This is a genomic window from Flavobacterium sp. ABG (genome assembly GCF_001027725.1).
Lineage (GTDB): Bacteria > Bacteroidota > Bacteroidia > Flavobacteriales > Flavobacteriaceae > Flavobacterium > Flavobacterium cupriresistens.
Genome location: NZ_LEKS01000004.1, coordinates 121,061 through 138,563 on the forward strand (window position 1 = coordinate 121,061; position 17,503 = coordinate 138,563).

Consider the following 17,503-nt stretch of genomic DNA (forward strand, 5'->3'; position numbering starts at 1 on the left):
CTAAAATTATTTTGTTCTGTTGGCCTGAATGTAAGCAGCCATTGTTTCGATCGATTGAAAAATAGTTTTTCCTTCTTTTGGATCAACCAATTTAATACCGTAGTCCTTGTCTAAAATCACGATTAATTCAAGCGCATCAATCGAGTCTAATCCTAAACCGTCTCCAAATAAAGTATCGTTATCAGCAATATCTTCCACTGCGATATCTTCAAGGTTTAAGGTAGTAATGATTTTGTTTTTTAATTCTGCTTTTAATGCTTCCATGATTATTTATTGTATAATGTATTGATCGTTTCGTTTGTATATTTTGTGTTTTCCTGCGTGCCTATGGTACAAAGAAATGCTTTGTAAGTCTCATTAAAGTATTCAACCCAGCCACAAAGTACCAAATCGGCTTTGTTTGACTGTAGAAGAATGTTTGCATAATTCGACATAAAATCAGGATTAAAGGCATCAAATATAAAGAAAGAATTTTCACTTTTCAGCTGATGACGGATACTTATTTCGCCCAGACAGATATTTGGTAGCGTATAAACGAAAACCGCGGGACTCGGAAAGTAGTTTTCCTGGTCAGAAATAGATTCCTGATATTTTACATCGGTGTCTAAACTCGAGGATTTATTGGCCAAAACCAAAGCAATATTGTTTTCTGTCTCCGGTGAAGTTATTGGACTTAAAAGTAATTCAGCTCCCAGAAAAGCCAATTTGCTCAAAGCATCCATTTTAAAAAACTTAGGATATTGAATATCAGAATTGCGATAAGCCTGTTTAGAGAAATCACCAAAAGAGGTCGGCTCTGTTTTGAAAACAGTAGCGCCGTTGAGAACAATTTCGTTGTTTTCAATGGTACAATAATCGTGTATGTAGGTTTTGGTTTGAGTCATTTTTTGTTTTTGCAGTCTTATTCGTTGTATTTCCTAATTTATTACTACAATCTTAATATACATTAGAAATACGCGCTGGGTTTAATTTTTTGTATCTTAGCCAAGGTATGAAATTCTACGAAAAATATCCGCAACTAAAAGATAAAAGCTTCTTGTCAAGAAAGCTTACAAGTATTGTGTTTTCTACAATGGCTTTAGAAAACCAGCAAATTCCAAAGACTAAGATTGTAAAAATTGTAGCTACCATTTTAAAAGAAAAAGAATTAAAAGGAGATCAGTTCTTCGCGGATTAATTCATTTAATAGTTTAATTTTTTTTGTCCATTTTAACTCACTTTTTCAAAAATTACAGCCGTATTACAACCACCAAAACCCGAAGCTGTTTTTAGAAAGTAATTAATGTTGGCTTTTTCATTTTTTGCAATGACATTAATAGATTCGCTTACACCCAATTCATCATACCCTTTTGATTCAAAGAGTATATTTTGGTTGGCAGATTCAATGGCAATTACTGTTTCTAATAATCCCGACGCACCCAGCGTATGTCCGTAAAAGCCTTTTAAACTATTTACGGGAACATTCTGCAGTTTTAAACGGTTCAGTGCAATGGCTTCCATTTCATCGTTAAACGGAGTTGCGGTTCCATGTGCTGAAATATAATCTAATTTTTCAGGATCTATTTGCGCTTCTTTTATCGCATTTTGGATACTTCTGAACAAACCTTCCCCGGTTCTTGATGGTCCGGAAATGTGATTGGCGTCGTTTATTGAACTGTCTCCAAGAACTTTTATTTTAGCATTTTTATTTTGCGTCGAAAGTAAAACAGCTGCAGTAGCTTCCCCTAAACTTACTCCGGTTCTGTTTTTAGAATACGGTTTGCAAGGCGCATCACTCATGGCCTGAAAAGCATTAAATCCGGACAAAACAAATTCAGAAACTTCGTCGCCCGCTACGACAAAAATAGCATCGTAAAGCTCCGATTGAATTAATCTTTTGGCAACAGAAACAGCTAAAATTCCCGAAACACAGGCATTTGAAACCACGATGGGTTGTGTTTTAAATCCGAAGAAATCAGCAACGTTTTGGGCTAAAACATCTAAATGTGCATTTTGAAAACTGGTTTCAGAATCCTCTTTTAATGCGGTAACATTTCCTTTTGTGGTAGAAAGGATGAAAGCTGTTTTTGAATTTAGTTCAACGCCTGAATTTTTGATGATGGGTTCTAAAGCCAAAATCATCATTTTTTCTAAGCGGGAATATTTTTTGTCAGCACTAATTTTTTCAAAAGCACTGTTTAGTTTTTCATTATTTATGATGGAAGCATAAAAGGGGATAGGCATCAAAGAAGAATCTTCGTGCTGTTGAATGCCCGTTTTACCATTCACCAGCGCATCAATGTTCGATTCGACATCAAATCCTAATGGGGTGATACAATTGGTTGCAGTGATGTATACTTCTCTTATCATGGTATATTTTTATTCCTGCAAGGTTTTTAAAACCGTGTAGGTATGCGTTTAAATTCCTAAAACCTACAAGATCAGAAAAAGACCTTACAGGACCGGGATGTATTCTTTTATCAATCTCGCTTTCCTTTTCTTCATAAAAAGGCGTTTCCTTTTTTTTAAATTGACATAACGCTATGTGTCAAATTATGATTTGTTATGTATTCTTTTTTGCGCATTTTAAATCCTATATTTCTATGTGTTAAATTTTTTAGCACGCAGATTAAGCAGATTTATAGCGTTACGTTTTATGACTTTTTACAGTTACTTTTAGGTTTTATACCTACAAGGTCAGAAAAAGACCTTGCAGAACCGGGATGTATTACGCTTTCCTTTTCTTCATAAAAAGGCGTTTCTCTTTTTTTTAAATTGACATAACGCTATGTGTCAAATTATGATTTGTTATGTATTCTTTTTTGCGCATTTTAAATCCTATATTTCTATGTGTTAAATTTTTAGCACGCAGATTAAGCGGATTTATAGCGTTATGTTTTATGACTTTTTAGAGTTACTTTTAGGTATATTTTAACCTCGCCGATCCGATTAAAGCAACAAACCTACTTTCCTCTTCCATTCTTCATAAAACGGAGGATTGGTCAACATTAAATTTCCTTCTTTATCTAAAAATACCTGAACGGTTTCTCCGGTGCAGGCAATTTCGCCTTTGGCATCAATTATTTTAAAACGATAAATCATTTTGGCGGCAGGAGTGTCTACTACCGTTGTTTCTATTGTTACCACATCACCGTAACGAAGTGATAATTTATGTTCGCATTTTGATTTTACAATTGGTGTCGTATAACCCGTGTTACCAATGTCCAAATACGTAAGCCCATGTTGACGACCAAAGGCTTCTCTTCCGTCTTCAAAATAGGTAATATAATTGCCGTGCCAAACGATTCCAAGCGGATCAGTTTCGTTAAAACGAATTCTGATTTCATGTGAAACGGTTAGGGCAGAAGCCTCCTTAAACTGTTCTTTTCTTTTTGTCATAGAATAATGCAATCGAGGTTGTGATGATAAAAAACAAAAACAATAAACTTATTTTTGGAATGATTTCTAATAGGGTTACGTTGCGTAATAAAACATCGTAAAAGGCTTCCAGTCCCCAATTCATAGGAGACGATTTGGCAATGAACTGCATGATTTTGGGCATTGCAAAAACAGGAACCCAAACCCCGCCAATGGCCGCTAGAATGATAACACTTGTTGCGCCAAAAGGAGCAGACTGTTCCTGAGTGCTGGCAACAGTACCCAACAAAATTCCGAATCCTATTGCTGCAAAACCGGAGAACAGGGCCACAACACTCATTAATAGTAAATGGCCTTCAACATTTAACGGAGGCAGACCGATATGCGGGAATAAGAAAATAGCAACAGCCACCATCATATAAAACTGAATCATGCAAATAGCAGAGTAGGTAATCGTTTTGCCTATGATAACAACCAAATTAGAAACCGGATTGGTTAACAATCGCACAAAGGTTCCCTGTGATTTTTCTTTTACGATATTAATAGACAACGGAATTACAATAAAAAATATTGCAAAAAGAGTCCAGGCAGGAACGTTATGTTGTACTGAATTTGGACGAACTTCTTTGTTGTTGATTTTCGGAATTATTTCCTTGAAAGTAATGAAACTCTTTTGCTCAAATTTAGCGCTCCCTTCTCCCAGCTGACTTTGAAAAGTAGTGTAAATTGATTGGGTTTCGATTTGTGAAATCATCTTGTCAATCGAACTCATCACCGCATTTTTGAAACTCATCTGAACCGCCGGATCAAAATACAATTTGACTTCTTTTTCTTTGATGACTGTTGCAGTTTGAGGAGCAGCAACACTGTCTGTTAAACCAATACTGCTTACAATATTTTGTACGTTCTGATCAATTTTGGCCTGAAGATCAGTGCTTAATTTTGCCGGAATTACAATGGCCAATTGGTATTTTCCTTTGTATACATTTTCTCTGGCAATGTCTTCGGTAATAGGTTTGTTGTCGATTTGAGTTACAACGGTAAACAGATTGCTCTTTTCTAAATTGTCAAAAACGGTTTTAGAAACAGCTCCTTTATCTTTGTCTACGAGTAAGATCTGAATTTTAGTGTCACTAACCGCTTTAAACGTACTGTCTTGTATTAAGGTTACCGTGATGACAAGGACCAACGGCATGATAAACAAAATAATCAAACCACCTAAATCGCGTTTAAGGAGTAAAAATTCTTTTACAACCGACATCCAAATTTTATATAGCATCTCTTAAGTTTTTACCGGTTAATGAAATAAAAACTTCTTCGAGATTTCTGGCTTCAGCAGTTGAAGCGATCAGGCTTGACGGGGTGCCTTGCGCGTAAATTTTACCTTGGTCTACAATAGCAATCTGGGTACAGAAATCTTCGGCTTCGGCTAGATGATGGGAGGTATAAATAATCGTTGTTCCGTTTTGATTCAGGAATTTCAAATAGTCGATTATGGCATTTTTAGATTGAACGTCAACACCAACGGTTGGTTCATCCAAAAACAAAACTTTTGGATTGTGCAGAATTCCCGCAATCAGATTGACTCTTCGTTTCATTCCGCCCGAGAAGGTTTCGATGCGTTTGTCTGCAAATTTTAAGAGCCCCAAAAGATCTAAAGTTTCGACTACTTTGTCTTTGAGATGCGACCCTTTCAAACCATACATACTACCAAAATAATGCAGATTTTCTCTGGCAGTTAAGGTGGGGTATAAAGCGTATTCCTGGGGAACTACACCAATAATTTTTTTAATTTTTGAGGCATGATTTGCATAGTTCAGCTCCTGAATGGTAAAATGACCTGATGTTGGTTTTACCAATCCGCAAAGCATGGAAATCAAAGTTGTTTTTCCGGCACCATTTGGACCTAATAATCCAAAAATCTGACCTTCGTTTATGTTCAACGAAAAATCATTCAAAGAATACAATTCTGCATCTTTGTACTTTTTCGAGAGGGATTCTATTTTAATTATGGGATGCAAAATAGTTTAGCTGATTGCTTTTTTTAGTTTTTTGAAAAATACTTCTTCTCTGTTGGCAATGTCCAAAAGTTCATCGGCAATGGTATTGTAGGCGTCTTCTTTGGCGCTTCTGTTTTTATAAATTCGGGAAGCTTCTACGGCAAAATCACGCCAGGAATCTCCAATCTGAGTCATTTCTTTAGAAAGTACTTTCAACTCTTCATTGTTTAAAATAACTGAAGCTTCTTGTAAAAATGCGGCATAAATAAAACGGAAACCACCGCCTCCGGTACCAATCTCTTCCTGCATTCGTACCATTTGCGCCAGATAATGATTGGCTTTTTTAGTACCGTGTTTTACGGGCCATTTTCTAATTTGTCTGGATACAAATTTAATACCGCGTACCCCAACAATTGGCATTGGTGCCAACATATCACGGCACGTATTCTTGATTCCCTTAAGGATAGCACTTTTAAGATCTACCTCTTTTGGAATCTGAATCGGATAGTACATTTGACCTCTTGGAGCAAAAGCGCCTTTGGCAAAACGTACTTTGTCTAATTCGTCATGCGTTAGCGTCGTAACGGTTTCCATTACAGGATCGCTAATTAGATAATCGGTTTCGGTTTTTCCGTAAACGACTAAATTGTGAGCGTTAAAATGAAAACGATATTCGTCAGGAAAGTAACTTAAATGATAAACACCAACTTGTAATCCGGTTGGAATATTGTTTTTCAAGTTCGCCTCTAAAGCCGCATTTGCGTTGGCAACAGACGAGAATTTTTGTCTTTTTATTCTTAAATTTAGACGACTTGCCAGTTTATTAAAAATTTGCCCAGGTAAAGTTCTGTAACTTATGGCCGGCGCATGATTTACTTTTATAAAGGGAAGATATACAAAGAAAAGTCCGGAGCCAATACCAAAAACCATTGGTTCGCTGATGTTCAGTCCGTTATTTTTTAACAAATTCGAAGCTACTCCATTCTCACAATGAGCAGATTGATGATGTGTAAAATTAGTTTGCATTAGTCTGTTTTGCTATTTTTTAGTTCGGCTATTGAAATGTCAAAAGCGTCGGCATATTTCTGTAAAAGGGTATCGCTTAATTTTGCAAAAACGGCAGGTTTAAAATGTCTTTTTACACGCCATTTCCACATTCCGACATAACTGGCAAGGATCGTGAGGTCCATTTTGTTCAATTCCATATAATAACAAATCGGACTGACTTCTCCGGCTTCCACCTGTTGTTTTGCTTCAGCAATTCTTTCGTTAATATCATCAATAGAATTAGAAAGGGCAATTGTTTTGGGCTCCCAACCCGTGCTTAAAGTCGTGGTGTAATTACCGTTTTCATCGGTGGCATACAGTAATTCTTTCAGGTTGTTTTGGGTTAAATTGCCTTTGTCTTGTGGTACTTTTTCTTTTTCCATGACCGTTTGGTTTTCGATTGAAATGATTATAATACAGTCGAAATTGTTTTTTGAATGAACAAATTAATTTCGCATTCTAAAAGTATTTTGTCTTCAACTAAGCTTTCGCAGCTCATTGTGCATAAAGTGTAATCGTCGCCTTCAAACTTGGAAACCAGATTTGCTCTGGTAACAATGCTCTGTCCAACGTTTGGTAACGAATGGATTTTCAGGTTTTTTATGGCGCTGATAAAACCAATTACATTTACGTTTTCGTTTTCTGAACCGTCATCGGCAAAAAAATATTTTTTCCCTACAATAGACGAACAGGTTTGTGCTGTATTTTCGATTAAACCGGCTTCAATAAAAGTATTGTTCGCTACAAAGATATTGTCTTCTTTGATCAAAAATACGGTTTCTACAAAACTGGCATTTACATCCAGAATTAAATCGACCATAAGCATAGGTGCCCGGTGTGGTAAATAATTTTGAATGTCTACTGCAGTTCTCATACCAGTATTATTTTGCCAGGACCGTTTTCATCTGTCCGTTGGCGATTTCTTCGTTGTTCAGAGTTGTTACGATTTCGACCAAAGTGATTCCTGCAAATTCCTGTATAATGGTTACAGTCGATTGAATCGTATCATTGATTTTAGGTAACTTTTTAATTTGAATTTCTTTGATGGAACCAATATAACCCGTTGGGGCTTTTTGGTTTTTCAAGAAAAAATCATATCCGGTATGCAAGGCTACAGATTGCGCCATATGCTCAATTAAACCTGCTTCCAGAAAAGTATTTTGATTAAAAAAGATATTGTCGTCTGTAATATTTAAACCCGAAACCAATGTGTTTTCGGTAAACGAATACATTTTATCGACCATTACAAAAGGAAACTTTTGTGGTAATAAATTCTCGACAGCTTCTTTTTCTAAAAGTAAAGTTGTGTTCATTAGCAAACGGTTAAATAAGCATAAGCAAAGGAGAATCTTCCGCTTTCGGGAACAGATAAAAGAATACGGTCTCCTTTTTTCAGGCTTCCGGAATTCATTAATTCTTCCAAAGCCAGATAAATAGATGCAGAGCCCACATTTCCTACTCTTGAAAGATTCATAAACCATTTCTCATCCGCCATTCCGATTCCTCTTTCTGTTAGTCCTTTTTTTAATCCTTCGACAAAAAAGTTAGAAGAAACATGAGGAATAAAATAATCAATATGGTCAGCGGTAATGTTGTTCTTGTCCATGGCGTCTTTCATACTCTCGGCTCCTTTAGAAAGAATAAATTCATCCAGTAATTTCACATCCTGTTTGATGGCAAAAACAGATTCGTTTAACCATTCTTCAGGCGCATAATCACTCCATGATTTGATTTCACCATTTTCTAATTTATCACCTCCGGCATACATGCAGGTCTCTAATTCGTAGGCATACGAAAAAGCTTCCATCCATTCTATCTTTAGTGAAATTGAGCCTTGAGGTTTATTTTCTAATAGAAAAGCACCAGCTCCATCAGACAACATCCAGCGTAAAAAATCTTTTTTGAAGGCAATGATAGGTTGTTCTTCCAGATTTTTCAGATTGGTTGTTTCGTGATTGTATTTTTGAGCTAAAAGCCAGGTAGATACTTTTTCTGATCCTGTGCAGATAGCATTTTTTGAATTTCCTGATTTTACCGAAAGAAAACCGAATTTTAAGGAATTCATTCCGGCACAGCAAACACCCGTTGACGAGTTTAATTCTACTGATTTGTTTTTTAGTAAACCATGTACCATTGCCGCATGCGAAGGAAGAAAAAGATCCGGTGTTGAGGTTCCGCAAGAAAGTACTTCCACATCTTGAGCTGTAAAGTTCTCGTCAAACAGTTGTACAATAGCGTTTTGAGTTAGTTCGGCATTGCTGTGTGTACTTTTTCCTGTTTTGTCAACTGCGTAATATCGGCTTGTAATTTTATTATTGCGCAAAATAATACGTCTTGCTTTTGAAGCGGTATCGTTGATAAGGCCTAAAAAGCTTTCCATTTCGTCATTTGAAACGGCATCATTTGGCAAATATTTTGCAGCTTTGGTAATATATACTTCAAACATAATCTAATTTCGTCTTCTAAACTCCCTGATAATATTGAGTTTCTTTTTTTATGGTATTTAACTTAACGGGATAGGTAATAAGGTGCAATATATATACTATTGGCGAGATTAACCAGATAGCAAGGAATAAATAAACATTAAATAGCTTTAGCAGCATTTTTCTGTTTTTTTGATTCTTATAAATCAGGTTTGACCATTTATTGAAAATTTTATTGGCTGTTTTGTCAACGGTTACCAGGTACGGACTTATTTTGACTGCGCCAATAGCTACCAATTTAGGTTGTAAATCGGCTAGATTGTTCTGGTTAAACCCAGAAAGCATAAGCGTTCCGAACTTATCTGATTCCTTAATATCTTTATCGGAAACTCCCGGTAACGGGAATATACCCAAGTATTTTTTCTTTACTCCGGAGAACATCCATTCTACAATAGTGATTACACTGATTAGATTTCCAACACGGTCCACCAAAGCTACATTTCCGACCAATTTTGCATTGGCTTCTTGTAGCAATACCTTGATTTTTTCCTGAGCCATGATCCACATATTTCGGGAACCACTGATGGTTATTACCGGGGTGTTGTTCAGTAATTTTTTGGCCGAATCACTTTTCAAAAATGAATTTATCGGAATTGAAGGGGACAAATACCAGACTTGATAATGAAATAATACTAAGTCAAATTTGGTGTTTAAAATTTCTTCGGGTACCGGTTTTAATGCGGTTGGGATTTGTAGAAAAGTTTCGGGGAAAGCATCAAAAAATGAATTTTTATCCCAAGGAAAGGGGAATGGTTTTTCTAACTGTATTTCATGAAATGTTACCTTTATCTCTGCTGAATTTAAGAATGGTTTTGCGATATTTTGTGCAATCTCTTCCAATTGTCCAGATTGGGAATAGTAGATAACAAGAACATTTTTCATTTTGGTTTTGTCTTTGGTTCTCGCAAAAGTAGTTAATTTTTTGGAATGAATTTTCGGATTTTATCGGATCGTTTGGTATGCACCCATTCCGGCCATGTTGTGGCATCTTCAGCATCATAAATTCGTACTTTCTGATCGACATCTTCCAACAATAAATCATCCGATTTACATTCTAAGATTAATGCCGCGGCTGCGATTCCTGAATACGTGGCACCACTAACACCGTGTGATAACGTACAGGCTCCGCAAAGAAACAAATTAGCGATCTCGGTTTTATTTTTATAGCTAAAGGGCCCCACCTGATTCAGTGTTTTTTCCGTTCCGTAAACATTTCCTTTTGTCGAATTAATGTAGAATTCGTTGGTTTTTGGCGTTCCTAATTCGGCCTGAATAATATGTTGTTTTGCATTAGGGATTATTTTTTCGACATTGTTCATCAGTTTATTGGTGACTTTTTCTTTGAAGATTTTGTAAGCTTCATTGTGATAGTCTTCTAAACCGTTAAAATCGTCTAAATGCTCATAATTGACGTAGGTGACAATTTCGAAATTATGATACCTTCCATTAAAACTTGCCGGATCTTTGAGTGTGGTGCAGCTTATAAAAACGGCAGGGAACGAATCTCCTTCTGCAATGTCATTGTTCATTAAATCTTCAAAATTGGCATCGTCATTTTCATCTTTCATCATCCAGATATTTCCCGAATCAATTTTAAATTGAGTAACATCAATATCTAAGGTCAAAAATAGAATCAATGAGGTGACGGAGTATTTTGTTTTATCAAGTTTCTTAAGGAGGGAGTTGCTGAGGTGCTTCTTGTCAATTAAATTTAAATAGGTGATAGAAGGATCAGCATTCGAAATAATATTTTTTGCCCATAGCTTTTCACCATTTTCCAGTTCAATGCCAACGGCTTTTTTATTTTCGATTATAATTTTATGGACGTTTTGCTGTACGCGGATTTCCCCCCCATGTCTTTTTATTCCGTTTGTCATTGCTTTTACGATACCGCCACCACCGCCCATCGGATAATAACCGCCATCAAAATAATGACTCATTACAGAACAATGTACCGGAAAACAAGCTCGGTTTGGCGGAAGCCCGTGATCTCCACATTGAATATTAAGAACGGCTTTTAACATCGGATCTTTGACATGCCATCCGACTACTTTTTTTAAAGGAAATAAAGCAAATTTTCCAAAATGTTTGGTGCGAAAGGGCACCGTTATTTTTTGCCACCAACCCTGTAATTTTGGAATTAGCTGGAGTTCTGTACTTACTTTTTCGACTAAGGAAAGATATTCGTTTATGTTTTTTTCTTCAGAAGGGAAATGGGAGGAAAGGGTTTCTTTAAGATTATCAATTCCTGCCGGGAGATTAAAAGTTTTATCGCCGATTAAACAATGTTCGTAGGCTTTTTTATTCATTCTAAAAAAAACCAGATCATTGGCAATTCCCAGACCACGATAGAGTTCATTGGTAGAGGCTCCTTCCTCAAGAAGTCCGACGTAATGTACACCGGGGCTAAAACGTTGTCCGTTTAGCGTGAAACTGTGACTCCAGCCACCCGGAACATAATGTTGTTCGAGAATCAGAACTTTTTGTCCGGCTCTTGCCAAACAAATACCAGTTGCTAAACCTCCAACTCCGGAACCAATGATAATCGCGTCGTATTCTTTCATGTTTTGTTTTAAGATTTCTTAAAAGTAGGAAAGAATGCCAATTATAAATGGAATGATGTTGTCTTTTATTGTTTATTTTTCAGAGCGCTTCCAAAAATCAAAATAATTAAACCATTGCAAAGGATATTGCTGTATAATTGTTTCGACACTTTGTACGTATTCTTTGAGTAGGGCTTTTTCGTCGCGATGTTTTACAGTAGCTTCTCTGGCGTATAAATGATAATGCAGGTTAGGTTCCTTCATTACATAAACAAAAACCACCGGAACTCGTAAACGGGAAGCAATTAAAAAAGGACCGGCAGGGAAGTTGGCCTCTTGTCCAAGTATTTTTTCGGAAAGTGATTTGGTACCTTCAAAATAACGATCACCGGTAAAACAAACCAATTCGTTATTTGCCAAAGCCGCATTGATCTCAAAAATATGAGACAAGTCGTCTTTGATAATAATAAATTTTACGGTTGGTTTTTGAGTAACCGTTTCCAGATATTTTTTGATATGGGAATGTTCCAAATCTGTAGTGACCAAATTAATCTGGAAATTAAGATCGATATCGCCCAGAAAGTGTTCCGCGATTTCAAAATTTCCAACATGAGCACTAATCAGTACACCCCCTTTTTTCTCAGCTAAAAGTTGCTTCAGAATTTCTATTCCATCAAACTCATAGGTGAATTTATTCCGCATTCCTGCAGAAATAGCCACCTTATCAATAATGGTTTGTCCAAAAGTGTAGTAACTTTTGAAGACCATTTTTTTAGATTTGAAATAGGAATAGTCGAGCCGTTCTTTAAAATAATAAGAGATGGCCCGATTGCTTTTCTTTAGAAACAGAAAATAATAGGAGGCAACAAAATAAAGTAAGAGATAGGCCGATTTAATCCCCGCTTTTTGTATTAAAAAAACGAATATTTTATAGCCTAAAACGGTGCCTTTTGATTTGCCATCCCATTGACTCATTAAAGGGCTTTCGCTTTTAATTTGGCTTCGATAAGATCGTAGAAATTTTGAAAAGTAGCGATTCCGACGAAATCAGCTTCTACTAGTTTTACACCAAAATTAGATTCAATAGAAACCACTAAATCTACATAATCTAAACTATCCAGACCAAGTGTATCTTTTAAATTAGCGTCTGGTTCAATGTCATCACTATCAACCTCAAATTCATCAACCAAAAAACTATTAATTTTTTCTATTATTTCTTCTTTATTCATCACTTCATTTAAACTTTTTAACTACCAACGCAGAGTTGGTTCCTCCAAACCCGAAGGAATTGGACAAAAATATATCAAATTTTTTGTTTAACGTAGTTTTAACTAAATTTAATTTTGAAGCATCTTCGTCAGGATTTTCTAAATTGATGTTTGGAGCAATAAAATCGTGCTGCATCATTAGAATAGAGTAAATTACCTCGCTTGCTCCTGCCATCCAGCATTCATGACCCGTCATGGACTTGGTTGAGCTTATGTAGGGATTTTCTTCTCCGAAAACTTCAAAGATTGCTTTGGCTTCATTTTCATCTCCAACCGGAGTTGAAGTGGCATGTGCATTTATGTAGTCAATATCTGATGATTTTAATTTTGCATCGTCAAGAGCGCGTTGCATCGCTGTTGATGGGCCTTCGACATTTGGGGTAGAAATGTGTCCTCCGTTTGAAGAAAATCCATAACCGGCAACTTCTGCAATAATAGTTGCTCCACGGGCGATGGCAGATTCATAACTTTCGAGAATTAAAGTGGCACCTCCACCACTCGGAATTAAGCCGTCGCGACCTGAATCAAAAGGTCTTGATGCTTTTGTCGGATCATTTTCACGGGAAGAAAAAACACCTAAACCATCAAAACTGCTCATGGCGTATTTGTTGATTTCCTGCGCTCCTCCGGTGATAATAATATCCTGAAAACCACTTTTTATTAAAAAATAGGCTAGTCCAATAGAGTGAGACCCACTGGCACAGGCGGCACTTATGGTAAGATTGATTCCTCTCAATTTAAAAATAGTAGATAAATTCATTGTTACCGTAGAATTCATCGATTTAAAAATGGCGCCGGAACCAATTAAAGCGGTGTCTTTTTTCTCTCTGATAATATCGGTGGCATCAATAATAGCTTTAGAAACACTATCGTTTCCGTACATGATTCCCACTTCACGAGTGTCAAAAAAAGCATCGTCTATTTGGGCATTTTTTAAGGCTTCAATAGTGGCCATATAGGCATATTCGGTTTCTTCACCGATGCTCATACGTTGTCTGCGCGACAGTAAGTTTTTCAGATCGGCTTTAGGAACCATTCCTGTTAAGGCCGATTGAAAACCAAATTCTTTTCTTTCAGGGTCAAACTGAATACCTGATTTTCCATTGTATAAGGACTCTTTTACTTCATCTAAAGAAGTTCCGATACAAGAATAAATTCCCATTCCAGTAATTACAACTCTCTTATTCATCGTCTTTCAAAGTAATTTTTTAAGAATAAATTCCTCCGTTTATATTGATAATTTCTCCTGTAATGTAGCTCGCTTTTTTTGAAATCAAAAAGCTTACCAAATCTGCTACTTCTTCGGCTTCGCCAAAACGATTTACCGGAATTAGCTTCAGTAATTCTTTTTCGTCTAACTGACTGGTCATATCGGTTCTGATAAAACCCGGTGCTACTGCATTTACAGTAATGTTTCTTTTGGCAACTTCCTGAGCCAAAGCTTTGGTTGCAGCAACAATTGCTCCCTTTGCAGCCGAATAATTGGTTTGTCCGGCAGTTCCTTTTACTCCCGAAACCGAAACTATATTTACGATTCGGCCATATTTGTTACGCAACATTTTCTGAATGAAAAACTGAGTAACATTAAAAAAACCGTTTACACTGGTGTTCACAACTCCGTTCCAGTCTTGTGGAGTCATCCACATAAAAAGACCATCTTTTGTTATTCCGGCGTTGTTTACTATTGCTTCAACAATTGCTTCAGGATTGGCTTCCTGCCATTTTGTTAAAATGTCTTGTACTTGTTCAAAATCAGAAACATCAAAGCCTAAAATTTCGCCCGTAGCTCCTAATTTTTGTATTTCCTGAAGTGTTTCTTCGGCAGCCGTTTTATTAGAATGATAATTAATCAAAATATGATAATTGGCTTCAACGGCTAATTTTTTACAAATAGCGCTTCCAATTCCTCTTGATCCGCCTGTTACTAATACACATTTCATTTAAGTAATTTTTATTTTTTATAGGTCGATGTTATCGCTTTTTTTTATTTACCGGCTTTGCTGCTGGTTTTGTTGCTGGTTTTGGTTTTTCAGCTGCGATTTCAGTTACCTCTTTTTTTTCTGTTGTATTTGAAAATAGTTCAGCGTTTTCAAACCATTGGTTGCCTAAGACAGTTCCGTCCGGTTTTAGAAAGCCCCATTTTCCTTCATTTTTTACTCTTGCAAAACCATCAATAAACCCTTTGTCCTGTTTAACAAAAAGGGAAATAATGATTCCGTTTGAGGTAATAGCATATTGGGTTGGAATGACTAATTTTCCGCTTTCATTGATGAACCCCCAGTTTTTTTCTTTTACCGGAGCGAGTCCATTTGAACTGAAAACTTCTGCATCAGCATAGGTTGGCGGAATAATGAATTCTGCTTTTGGATTAATGTATCCCCATTTTGATCCTACCGCAACAGGAGCTAAATTTTTTGAGAATGCTTTTGCTTTATCGTAAATAGGCAAAATAGCCCAATTTCCTTTTAAGTCAATGAATCCGATTTTTCCGTTCTTTTTAGCATAAGTTAAATCTTGTGTGTCAAAGTCCCAGATTTTTTCGGCACCCTCAACCGGAGTAAAATTTCCGCCGCTTACGATTCCGAAAGTTTTATCTTTTCTTGCCCAGGTTGTGTTTTTAAAATAATTGCCTATTTCGTCGTAGGCAGGTTCTATTAATTCCTTGCCGGCCGTATTAATGATACCCCATTTTTTATTGCTCTCAACTCTTGCATAACCATTTTCAAAAGGTTTGATCTGATCGTATTTTGGTTCTAAAACAACCACCATTTTTGAATTGATCAATCCTACTTTATCATTTTGTCTGATAAAAGCAACTCCGTCATTAAAATCAAATAATTTCTCTGTAGCGGGTGCTTGTTGAATCTCTCCTTTTGTATTGATGTAAACCCAATCCTTCTCTTTTTGTACGATTGCAATTCCGCTGTTAAAATCTTTAACCCCTTTATAATCGGCAGGGATTACCCAGGTTCCTTTAGTATCTATAAATCCCCATTTTCCGTCTTTTTCTACTGCGGCCAGGCCTTCAGAGAAACTTTTTGCAGCTTTGTACTGGGGTTCTATGCGCAGTGTTCCGTCCTTGGAAAGATATCCAATTTTTGAACTTTTCTTGACTAAAGCCAATTCCTGACTATTAACAAACTGAATAAATAATAACGATAAAAAAAAGAGTGACTTTTTCATAGGTTTAAGATTCAAGATTAATAATATGGTATGCGGTTTAACTCTCGATAAGGTAATCTTTTACTTTTTGAACAAAAGGATACATGACCTGATCCTCTTTAAATTCCGGAATAATATTTCGAACATCATCGTACCATTTTTTAGTAACAGATGAAATTTTATCTTTTTGCCCCAGGTAATCGATCGCCTGTACGATTGTAATCATTTCGATACTTAATACTTCAAAAGCATTTTCGATTACTTTTGAGGTAATTACGGCAGCATTTGTTCCCATACTCACAATGTCCTGATTGTCGTTGTTGTTCGGGATACTGTGAACATACATTGGGTTGGATAACATCTGACTTTCGGCAGTGGTAGAGGTAGCGGTAAACTGCACACCCTGCATTCCGAAATTAAATCCTAATGTTCCTAAATTTACGAATGGAGGAAGAATTTCGTTGATTTTTGAATTTAACAAATAATTCAACTGACGCTCTGCCAACATCGTTAATTTGGTAATTACGATTTTTAATTTATCCATTTCAAGCGAAATATAATCGCCGTGAAAATTACCACCGTGATATACGTGTTTGTTTTTTACATCGATAATCGGATTGTCGTTTGCCGAATTGAATTCGTCTTCCAAAATCGAAGCGACATTATTTATAGTCTCTAAAACCGGACCAAGAATTTGAGGAACACATCTTAAAGAGTAATATTCCTGTACTTTTTCTTTAAAAATTTCTTCAGTATTTTCTCCGGAGTATAAATGATCTTCTCTTTTGCGGATCAAAGTACTGTCAGAAAGATTTTCTCTCATTCTTTTGGCTACTTCCTGTTGTCCTTTGTGACGTTTGGTCTGATTTAATTCTTCAGAAAAATGGTCGTCGTAGGCTTGAACTAATTCGTTTATCGCACAAGAACATTTTAAAGACCAGTCTAACAATTTAGAAGCGTGATGTACATTTACAACTCCAATTCCGGTCATTACCGAAGTTCCGTTGATCAAAGCAAGTCCTTCTCTGATTTCTACCTGGATTGGTTTTAAGCCTTCGATTTCGAAAACTTCCTGAGTTGGTCTGCGATCTCCTTTATAAAAAACTTCTCCTTCTCCAATTAAAACTAAAGCCAGATGAGACAATTGTACTAAATCTCCACTGGCACCAACACCACCGTGTTCGAAAATTAATGGGGTAATATCTCGGTTAATAAGTTCTGCCATTAAGTGAATTACAGAAGAATGAACTCCGGAATTTCCTAATGAGAGTGTATTTAATCGGGCTAAAATAGCTGCTTTTGCACACACAGGACTCAAAGGTTTTCCGGTTCCTGAAGAGTGGCTTCGGATTAAATTATATTGCAATTGAATCTGATCGGATTCTTTGATTCGGTATTGGGCCATTGGTCCAAAGCCTGTATTTACACCGTATATTACTTTGTTTCCTGAAAATTCTTTTAGGAAATTAAAGCTTTCATTTATTCTATTTAAAACAACATCGCTAACAACAACTTTATTATTTCCAAAGATAATAGACTCAAATTCTGCTAAACTTAAATATTCATTAATTGTATTCATTAAACCGGTTTTGATTGTGCTAATTTAATTTTATTTATCAAAATAAATGTGGTTATTTTGATGA

At 36.2% G+C, this 17,503-nt stretch carries 20 protein-coding genes; 1 reads left to right on the forward strand and 19 read right to left on the reverse strand.

The genetic code is table 11. The features are described 5' to 3' along the window. Positions 1-6 precede the first annotated feature (6 nt). Positions 7-264, reverse strand: a complete 258-nt coding sequence (locus tag AB674_RS05805) for a phosphopantetheine-binding protein (RefSeq protein WP_047774715.1) — start codon at positions 262-264, stop codon at positions 7-9. Between the two features lie 2 nt (positions 265-266). Then, positions 267-884, reverse strand: coding sequence for a 3-oxoacyl-ACP synthase (locus tag AB674_RS05810; protein WP_047774716.1), 618 nt, complete (start codon positions 882-884; stop codon positions 267-269). Positions 885-991: 107 nt separating this feature from the next. On the opposite strand from AB674_RS05810, the gene AB674_RS05815 reads away from it, so the two are divergent. Next, entirely contained in the window at positions 992-1,177 is a 186-nt protein-coding gene (locus AB674_RS05815; RefSeq protein ID WP_047774718.1) for a hypothetical protein, read from the forward strand. 32 nt (positions 1,178-1,209) lie between these two features. Here AB674_RS05815 and AB674_RS05820 read toward each other — a convergent pair whose 3' ends face one another. The 17 genes from AB674_RS05820 to hutH form a co-directional block, all read right to left on the reverse strand. Next, positions 1,210-2,349 carry a beta-ketoacyl-[acyl-carrier-protein] synthase family protein gene (locus tag AB674_RS05820; RefSeq protein ID WP_047774720.1) on the reverse strand — a complete coding sequence of 380 codons (1,140 nt, stop codon included), beginning with the start codon at positions 2,347-2,349 and terminating at the stop codon, positions 1,210-1,212. Between the two features lie 579 nt (positions 2,350-2,928). Beyond that, entirely contained in the window at positions 2,929-3,378 is a 450-nt protein-coding gene (locus tag AB674_RS05825; protein ID WP_047774722.1) for an acyl-CoA thioesterase, read from the reverse strand. Further along, positions 3,353-4,636, reverse strand: a complete 1,284-nt coding sequence (locus AB674_RS05830) for an ABC transporter permease (protein WP_047774723.1) — start codon at positions 4,634-4,636, stop codon at positions 3,353-3,355. Before AB674_RS05830 ends, AB674_RS05825 begins: the two co-directional genes overlap by 26 nt. Continuing rightward, positions 4,626-5,378, reverse strand: coding sequence for an ABC transporter ATP-binding protein (locus AB674_RS05835; protein WP_117610275.1), 753 nt, complete (start codon positions 5,376-5,378; stop codon positions 4,626-4,628). The genes AB674_RS05830 and AB674_RS05835 overlap by 11 nt, the downstream gene beginning before the upstream one ends. 6 nt (positions 5,379-5,384) lie before the next feature. Then, positions 5,385-6,383, reverse strand: coding sequence for a BtrH N-terminal domain-containing protein (locus AB674_RS05840; protein WP_047774724.1), 999 nt, complete (start codon positions 6,381-6,383; stop codon positions 5,385-5,387). Beyond that, positions 6,383-6,787: a hypothetical protein gene (locus AB674_RS05845; protein ID WP_047774726.1), complete on the reverse strand. Its 405-nt coding sequence runs from the start codon at positions 6,785-6,787 to the stop codon at positions 6,383-6,385. Before AB674_RS05845 ends, AB674_RS05840 begins: the two co-directional genes overlap by 1 nt. A gap of 26 nt (positions 6,788-6,813) precedes the next feature. Continuing rightward, on the reverse strand, positions 6,814-7,278 hold the full coding sequence (locus AB674_RS05850) for an ABC transporter permease (RefSeq protein ID WP_047774728.1): 465 nt from the start codon (positions 7,276-7,278) through the stop codon (positions 6,814-6,816). Positions 7,279-7,285: 7 nt separating this feature from the next. Further along, positions 7,286-7,717, reverse strand: coding sequence for a hypothetical protein (locus tag AB674_RS05855; RefSeq protein WP_047774729.1), 432 nt, complete (start codon positions 7,715-7,717; stop codon positions 7,286-7,288). Beyond that, entirely contained in the window at positions 7,717-8,850 is a 1,134-nt protein-coding gene (locus tag AB674_RS05860; RefSeq protein WP_047774731.1) for a beta-ketoacyl-ACP synthase III, read from the reverse strand. The genes AB674_RS05855 and AB674_RS05860 overlap by 1 nt, the downstream gene beginning before the upstream one ends. 16 nt (positions 8,851-8,866) lie before the next feature. Then, positions 8,867-9,769 carry a hypothetical protein gene (locus AB674_RS05865; protein WP_047774733.1) on the reverse strand — a complete coding sequence of 301 codons (903 nt, stop codon included), beginning with the start codon at positions 9,767-9,769 and terminating at the stop codon, positions 8,867-8,869. A 32-nt stretch (positions 9,770-9,801) separates the two neighbouring features. After that, a complete protein-coding gene (locus AB674_RS05870) occupies positions 9,802-11,451 on the reverse strand; it encodes a phytoene desaturase family protein (protein ID WP_047774734.1) in 1,650 nt (549 codons plus the stop codon). Positions 11,452-11,523: 72 nt separating this feature from the next. Further along, positions 11,524-12,405 carry a lipid A biosynthesis acyltransferase gene (locus tag AB674_RS05875; protein ID WP_047774736.1) on the reverse strand — a complete coding sequence of 294 codons (882 nt, stop codon included), beginning with the start codon at positions 12,403-12,405 and terminating at the stop codon, positions 11,524-11,526. Beyond that, positions 12,405-12,659 (reverse strand): acyl carrier protein, encoded by a 255-nt coding sequence (locus AB674_RS05880; protein WP_047774738.1) that lies wholly within the window; start codon positions 12,657-12,659, stop codon positions 12,405-12,407. The genes AB674_RS05875 and AB674_RS05880 overlap by 1 nt, the downstream gene beginning before the upstream one ends. A gap of 4 nt (positions 12,660-12,663) precedes the next feature. Further along, a complete protein-coding gene (locus AB674_RS05885; RefSeq protein WP_047774741.1) occupies positions 12,664-13,887 on the reverse strand; it encodes a beta-ketoacyl-[acyl-carrier-protein] synthase family protein in 1,224 nt (407 codons plus the stop codon). A 19-nt stretch (positions 13,888-13,906) separates the two neighbouring features. Continuing rightward, positions 13,907-14,638, reverse strand: coding sequence for a 3-oxoacyl-ACP reductase FabG (gene fabG / locus AB674_RS05890; RefSeq protein ID WP_047774742.1), 732 nt, complete (start codon positions 14,636-14,638; stop codon positions 13,907-13,909). A 31-nt stretch (positions 14,639-14,669) separates the two neighbouring features. Then, on the reverse strand, positions 14,670-15,881 hold the full coding sequence (locus AB674_RS05895; protein WP_047774743.1) for a WG repeat-containing protein: 1,212 nt from the start codon (positions 15,879-15,881) through the stop codon (positions 14,670-14,672). A 37-nt stretch (positions 15,882-15,918) separates the two neighbouring features. Continuing rightward, positions 15,919-17,439, reverse strand: coding sequence for a histidine ammonia-lyase (hutH, locus tag AB674_RS05900; RefSeq protein ID WP_047774745.1), 1,521 nt, complete (start codon positions 17,437-17,439; stop codon positions 15,919-15,921). Positions 17,440-17,503 lie beyond the last annotated feature (64 nt).

Coding starts and splice junctions, on each gene's coding strand:
- AB674_RS05805 (WP_047774715.1), bottom strand. CDS start 264: ATGGAAGCATTAAAAGCAGAATTAAAAAACAAAATCATTACTACCTTA.
- AB674_RS05810 (WP_047774716.1), bottom strand. CDS start 884: ATGACTCAAACCAAAACCTACATACACGATTATTGTACCATTGAAAAC.
- AB674_RS05815 (WP_047774718.1), top strand. CDS start 992: ATGAAATTCTACGAAAAATATCCGCAACTAAAAGATAAAAGCTTCTTG.
- AB674_RS05820 (WP_047774720.1), bottom strand. CDS start 2,349: ATGATAAGAGAAGTATACATCACTGCAACCAATTGTATCACCCCATTA.
- AB674_RS05825 (WP_047774722.1), bottom strand. CDS start 3,378: ATGACAAAAAGAAAAGAACAGTTTAAGGAGGCTTCTGCCCTAACCGTT.
- AB674_RS05830 (WP_047774723.1), bottom strand. CDS start 4,636: ATGCTATATAAAATTTGGATGTCGGTTGTAAAAGAATTTTTACTCCTT.
- AB674_RS05840 (WP_047774724.1), bottom strand. CDS start 6,383: ATGCAAACTAATTTTACACATCATCAATCTGCTCATTGTGAGAATGGA.
- AB674_RS05845 (WP_047774726.1), bottom strand. CDS start 6,787: ATGGAAAAAGAAAAAGTACCACAAGACAAAGGCAATTTAACCCAAAAC.
- AB674_RS05850 (WP_047774728.1), bottom strand. CDS start 7,278: ATGAGAACTGCAGTAGACATTCAAAATTATTTACCACACCGGGCACCT.
- AB674_RS05855 (WP_047774729.1), bottom strand. CDS start 7,717: ATGAACACAACTTTACTTTTAGAAAAAGAAGCTGTCGAGAATTTATTA.
- AB674_RS05860 (WP_047774731.1), bottom strand. CDS start 8,850: ATGTTTGAAGTATATATTACCAAAGCTGCAAAATATTTGCCAAATGAT.
- AB674_RS05865 (WP_047774733.1), bottom strand. CDS start 9,769: ATGAAAAATGTTCTTGTTATCTACTATTCCCAATCTGGACAATTGGAA.
- AB674_RS05870 (WP_047774734.1), bottom strand. CDS start 11,451: ATGAAAGAATACGACGCGATTATCATTGGTTCCGGAGTTGGAGGTTTA.
- AB674_RS05875 (WP_047774736.1), bottom strand. CDS start 12,405: ATGAGTCAATGGGATGGCAAATCAAAAGGCACCGTTTTAGGCTATAAA.
- AB674_RS05880 (WP_047774738.1), bottom strand. CDS start 12,659: ATGAATAAAGAAGAAATAATAGAAAAAATTAATAGTTTTTTGGTTGAT.
- AB674_RS05885 (WP_047774741.1), bottom strand. CDS start 13,887: ATGAATAAGAGAGTTGTAATTACTGGAATGGGAATTTATTCTTGTATC.
- fabG (WP_047774742.1), bottom strand. CDS start 14,638: ATGAAATGTGTATTAGTAACAGGCGGATCAAGAGGAATTGGAAGCGCT.
- AB674_RS05895 (WP_047774743.1), bottom strand. CDS start 15,881: ATGAAAAAGTCACTCTTTTTTTTATCGTTATTATTTATTCAGTTTGTT.
- hutH (WP_047774745.1), bottom strand. CDS start 17,439: ATGAATACAATTAATGAATATTTAAGTTTAGCAGAATTTGAGTCTATT.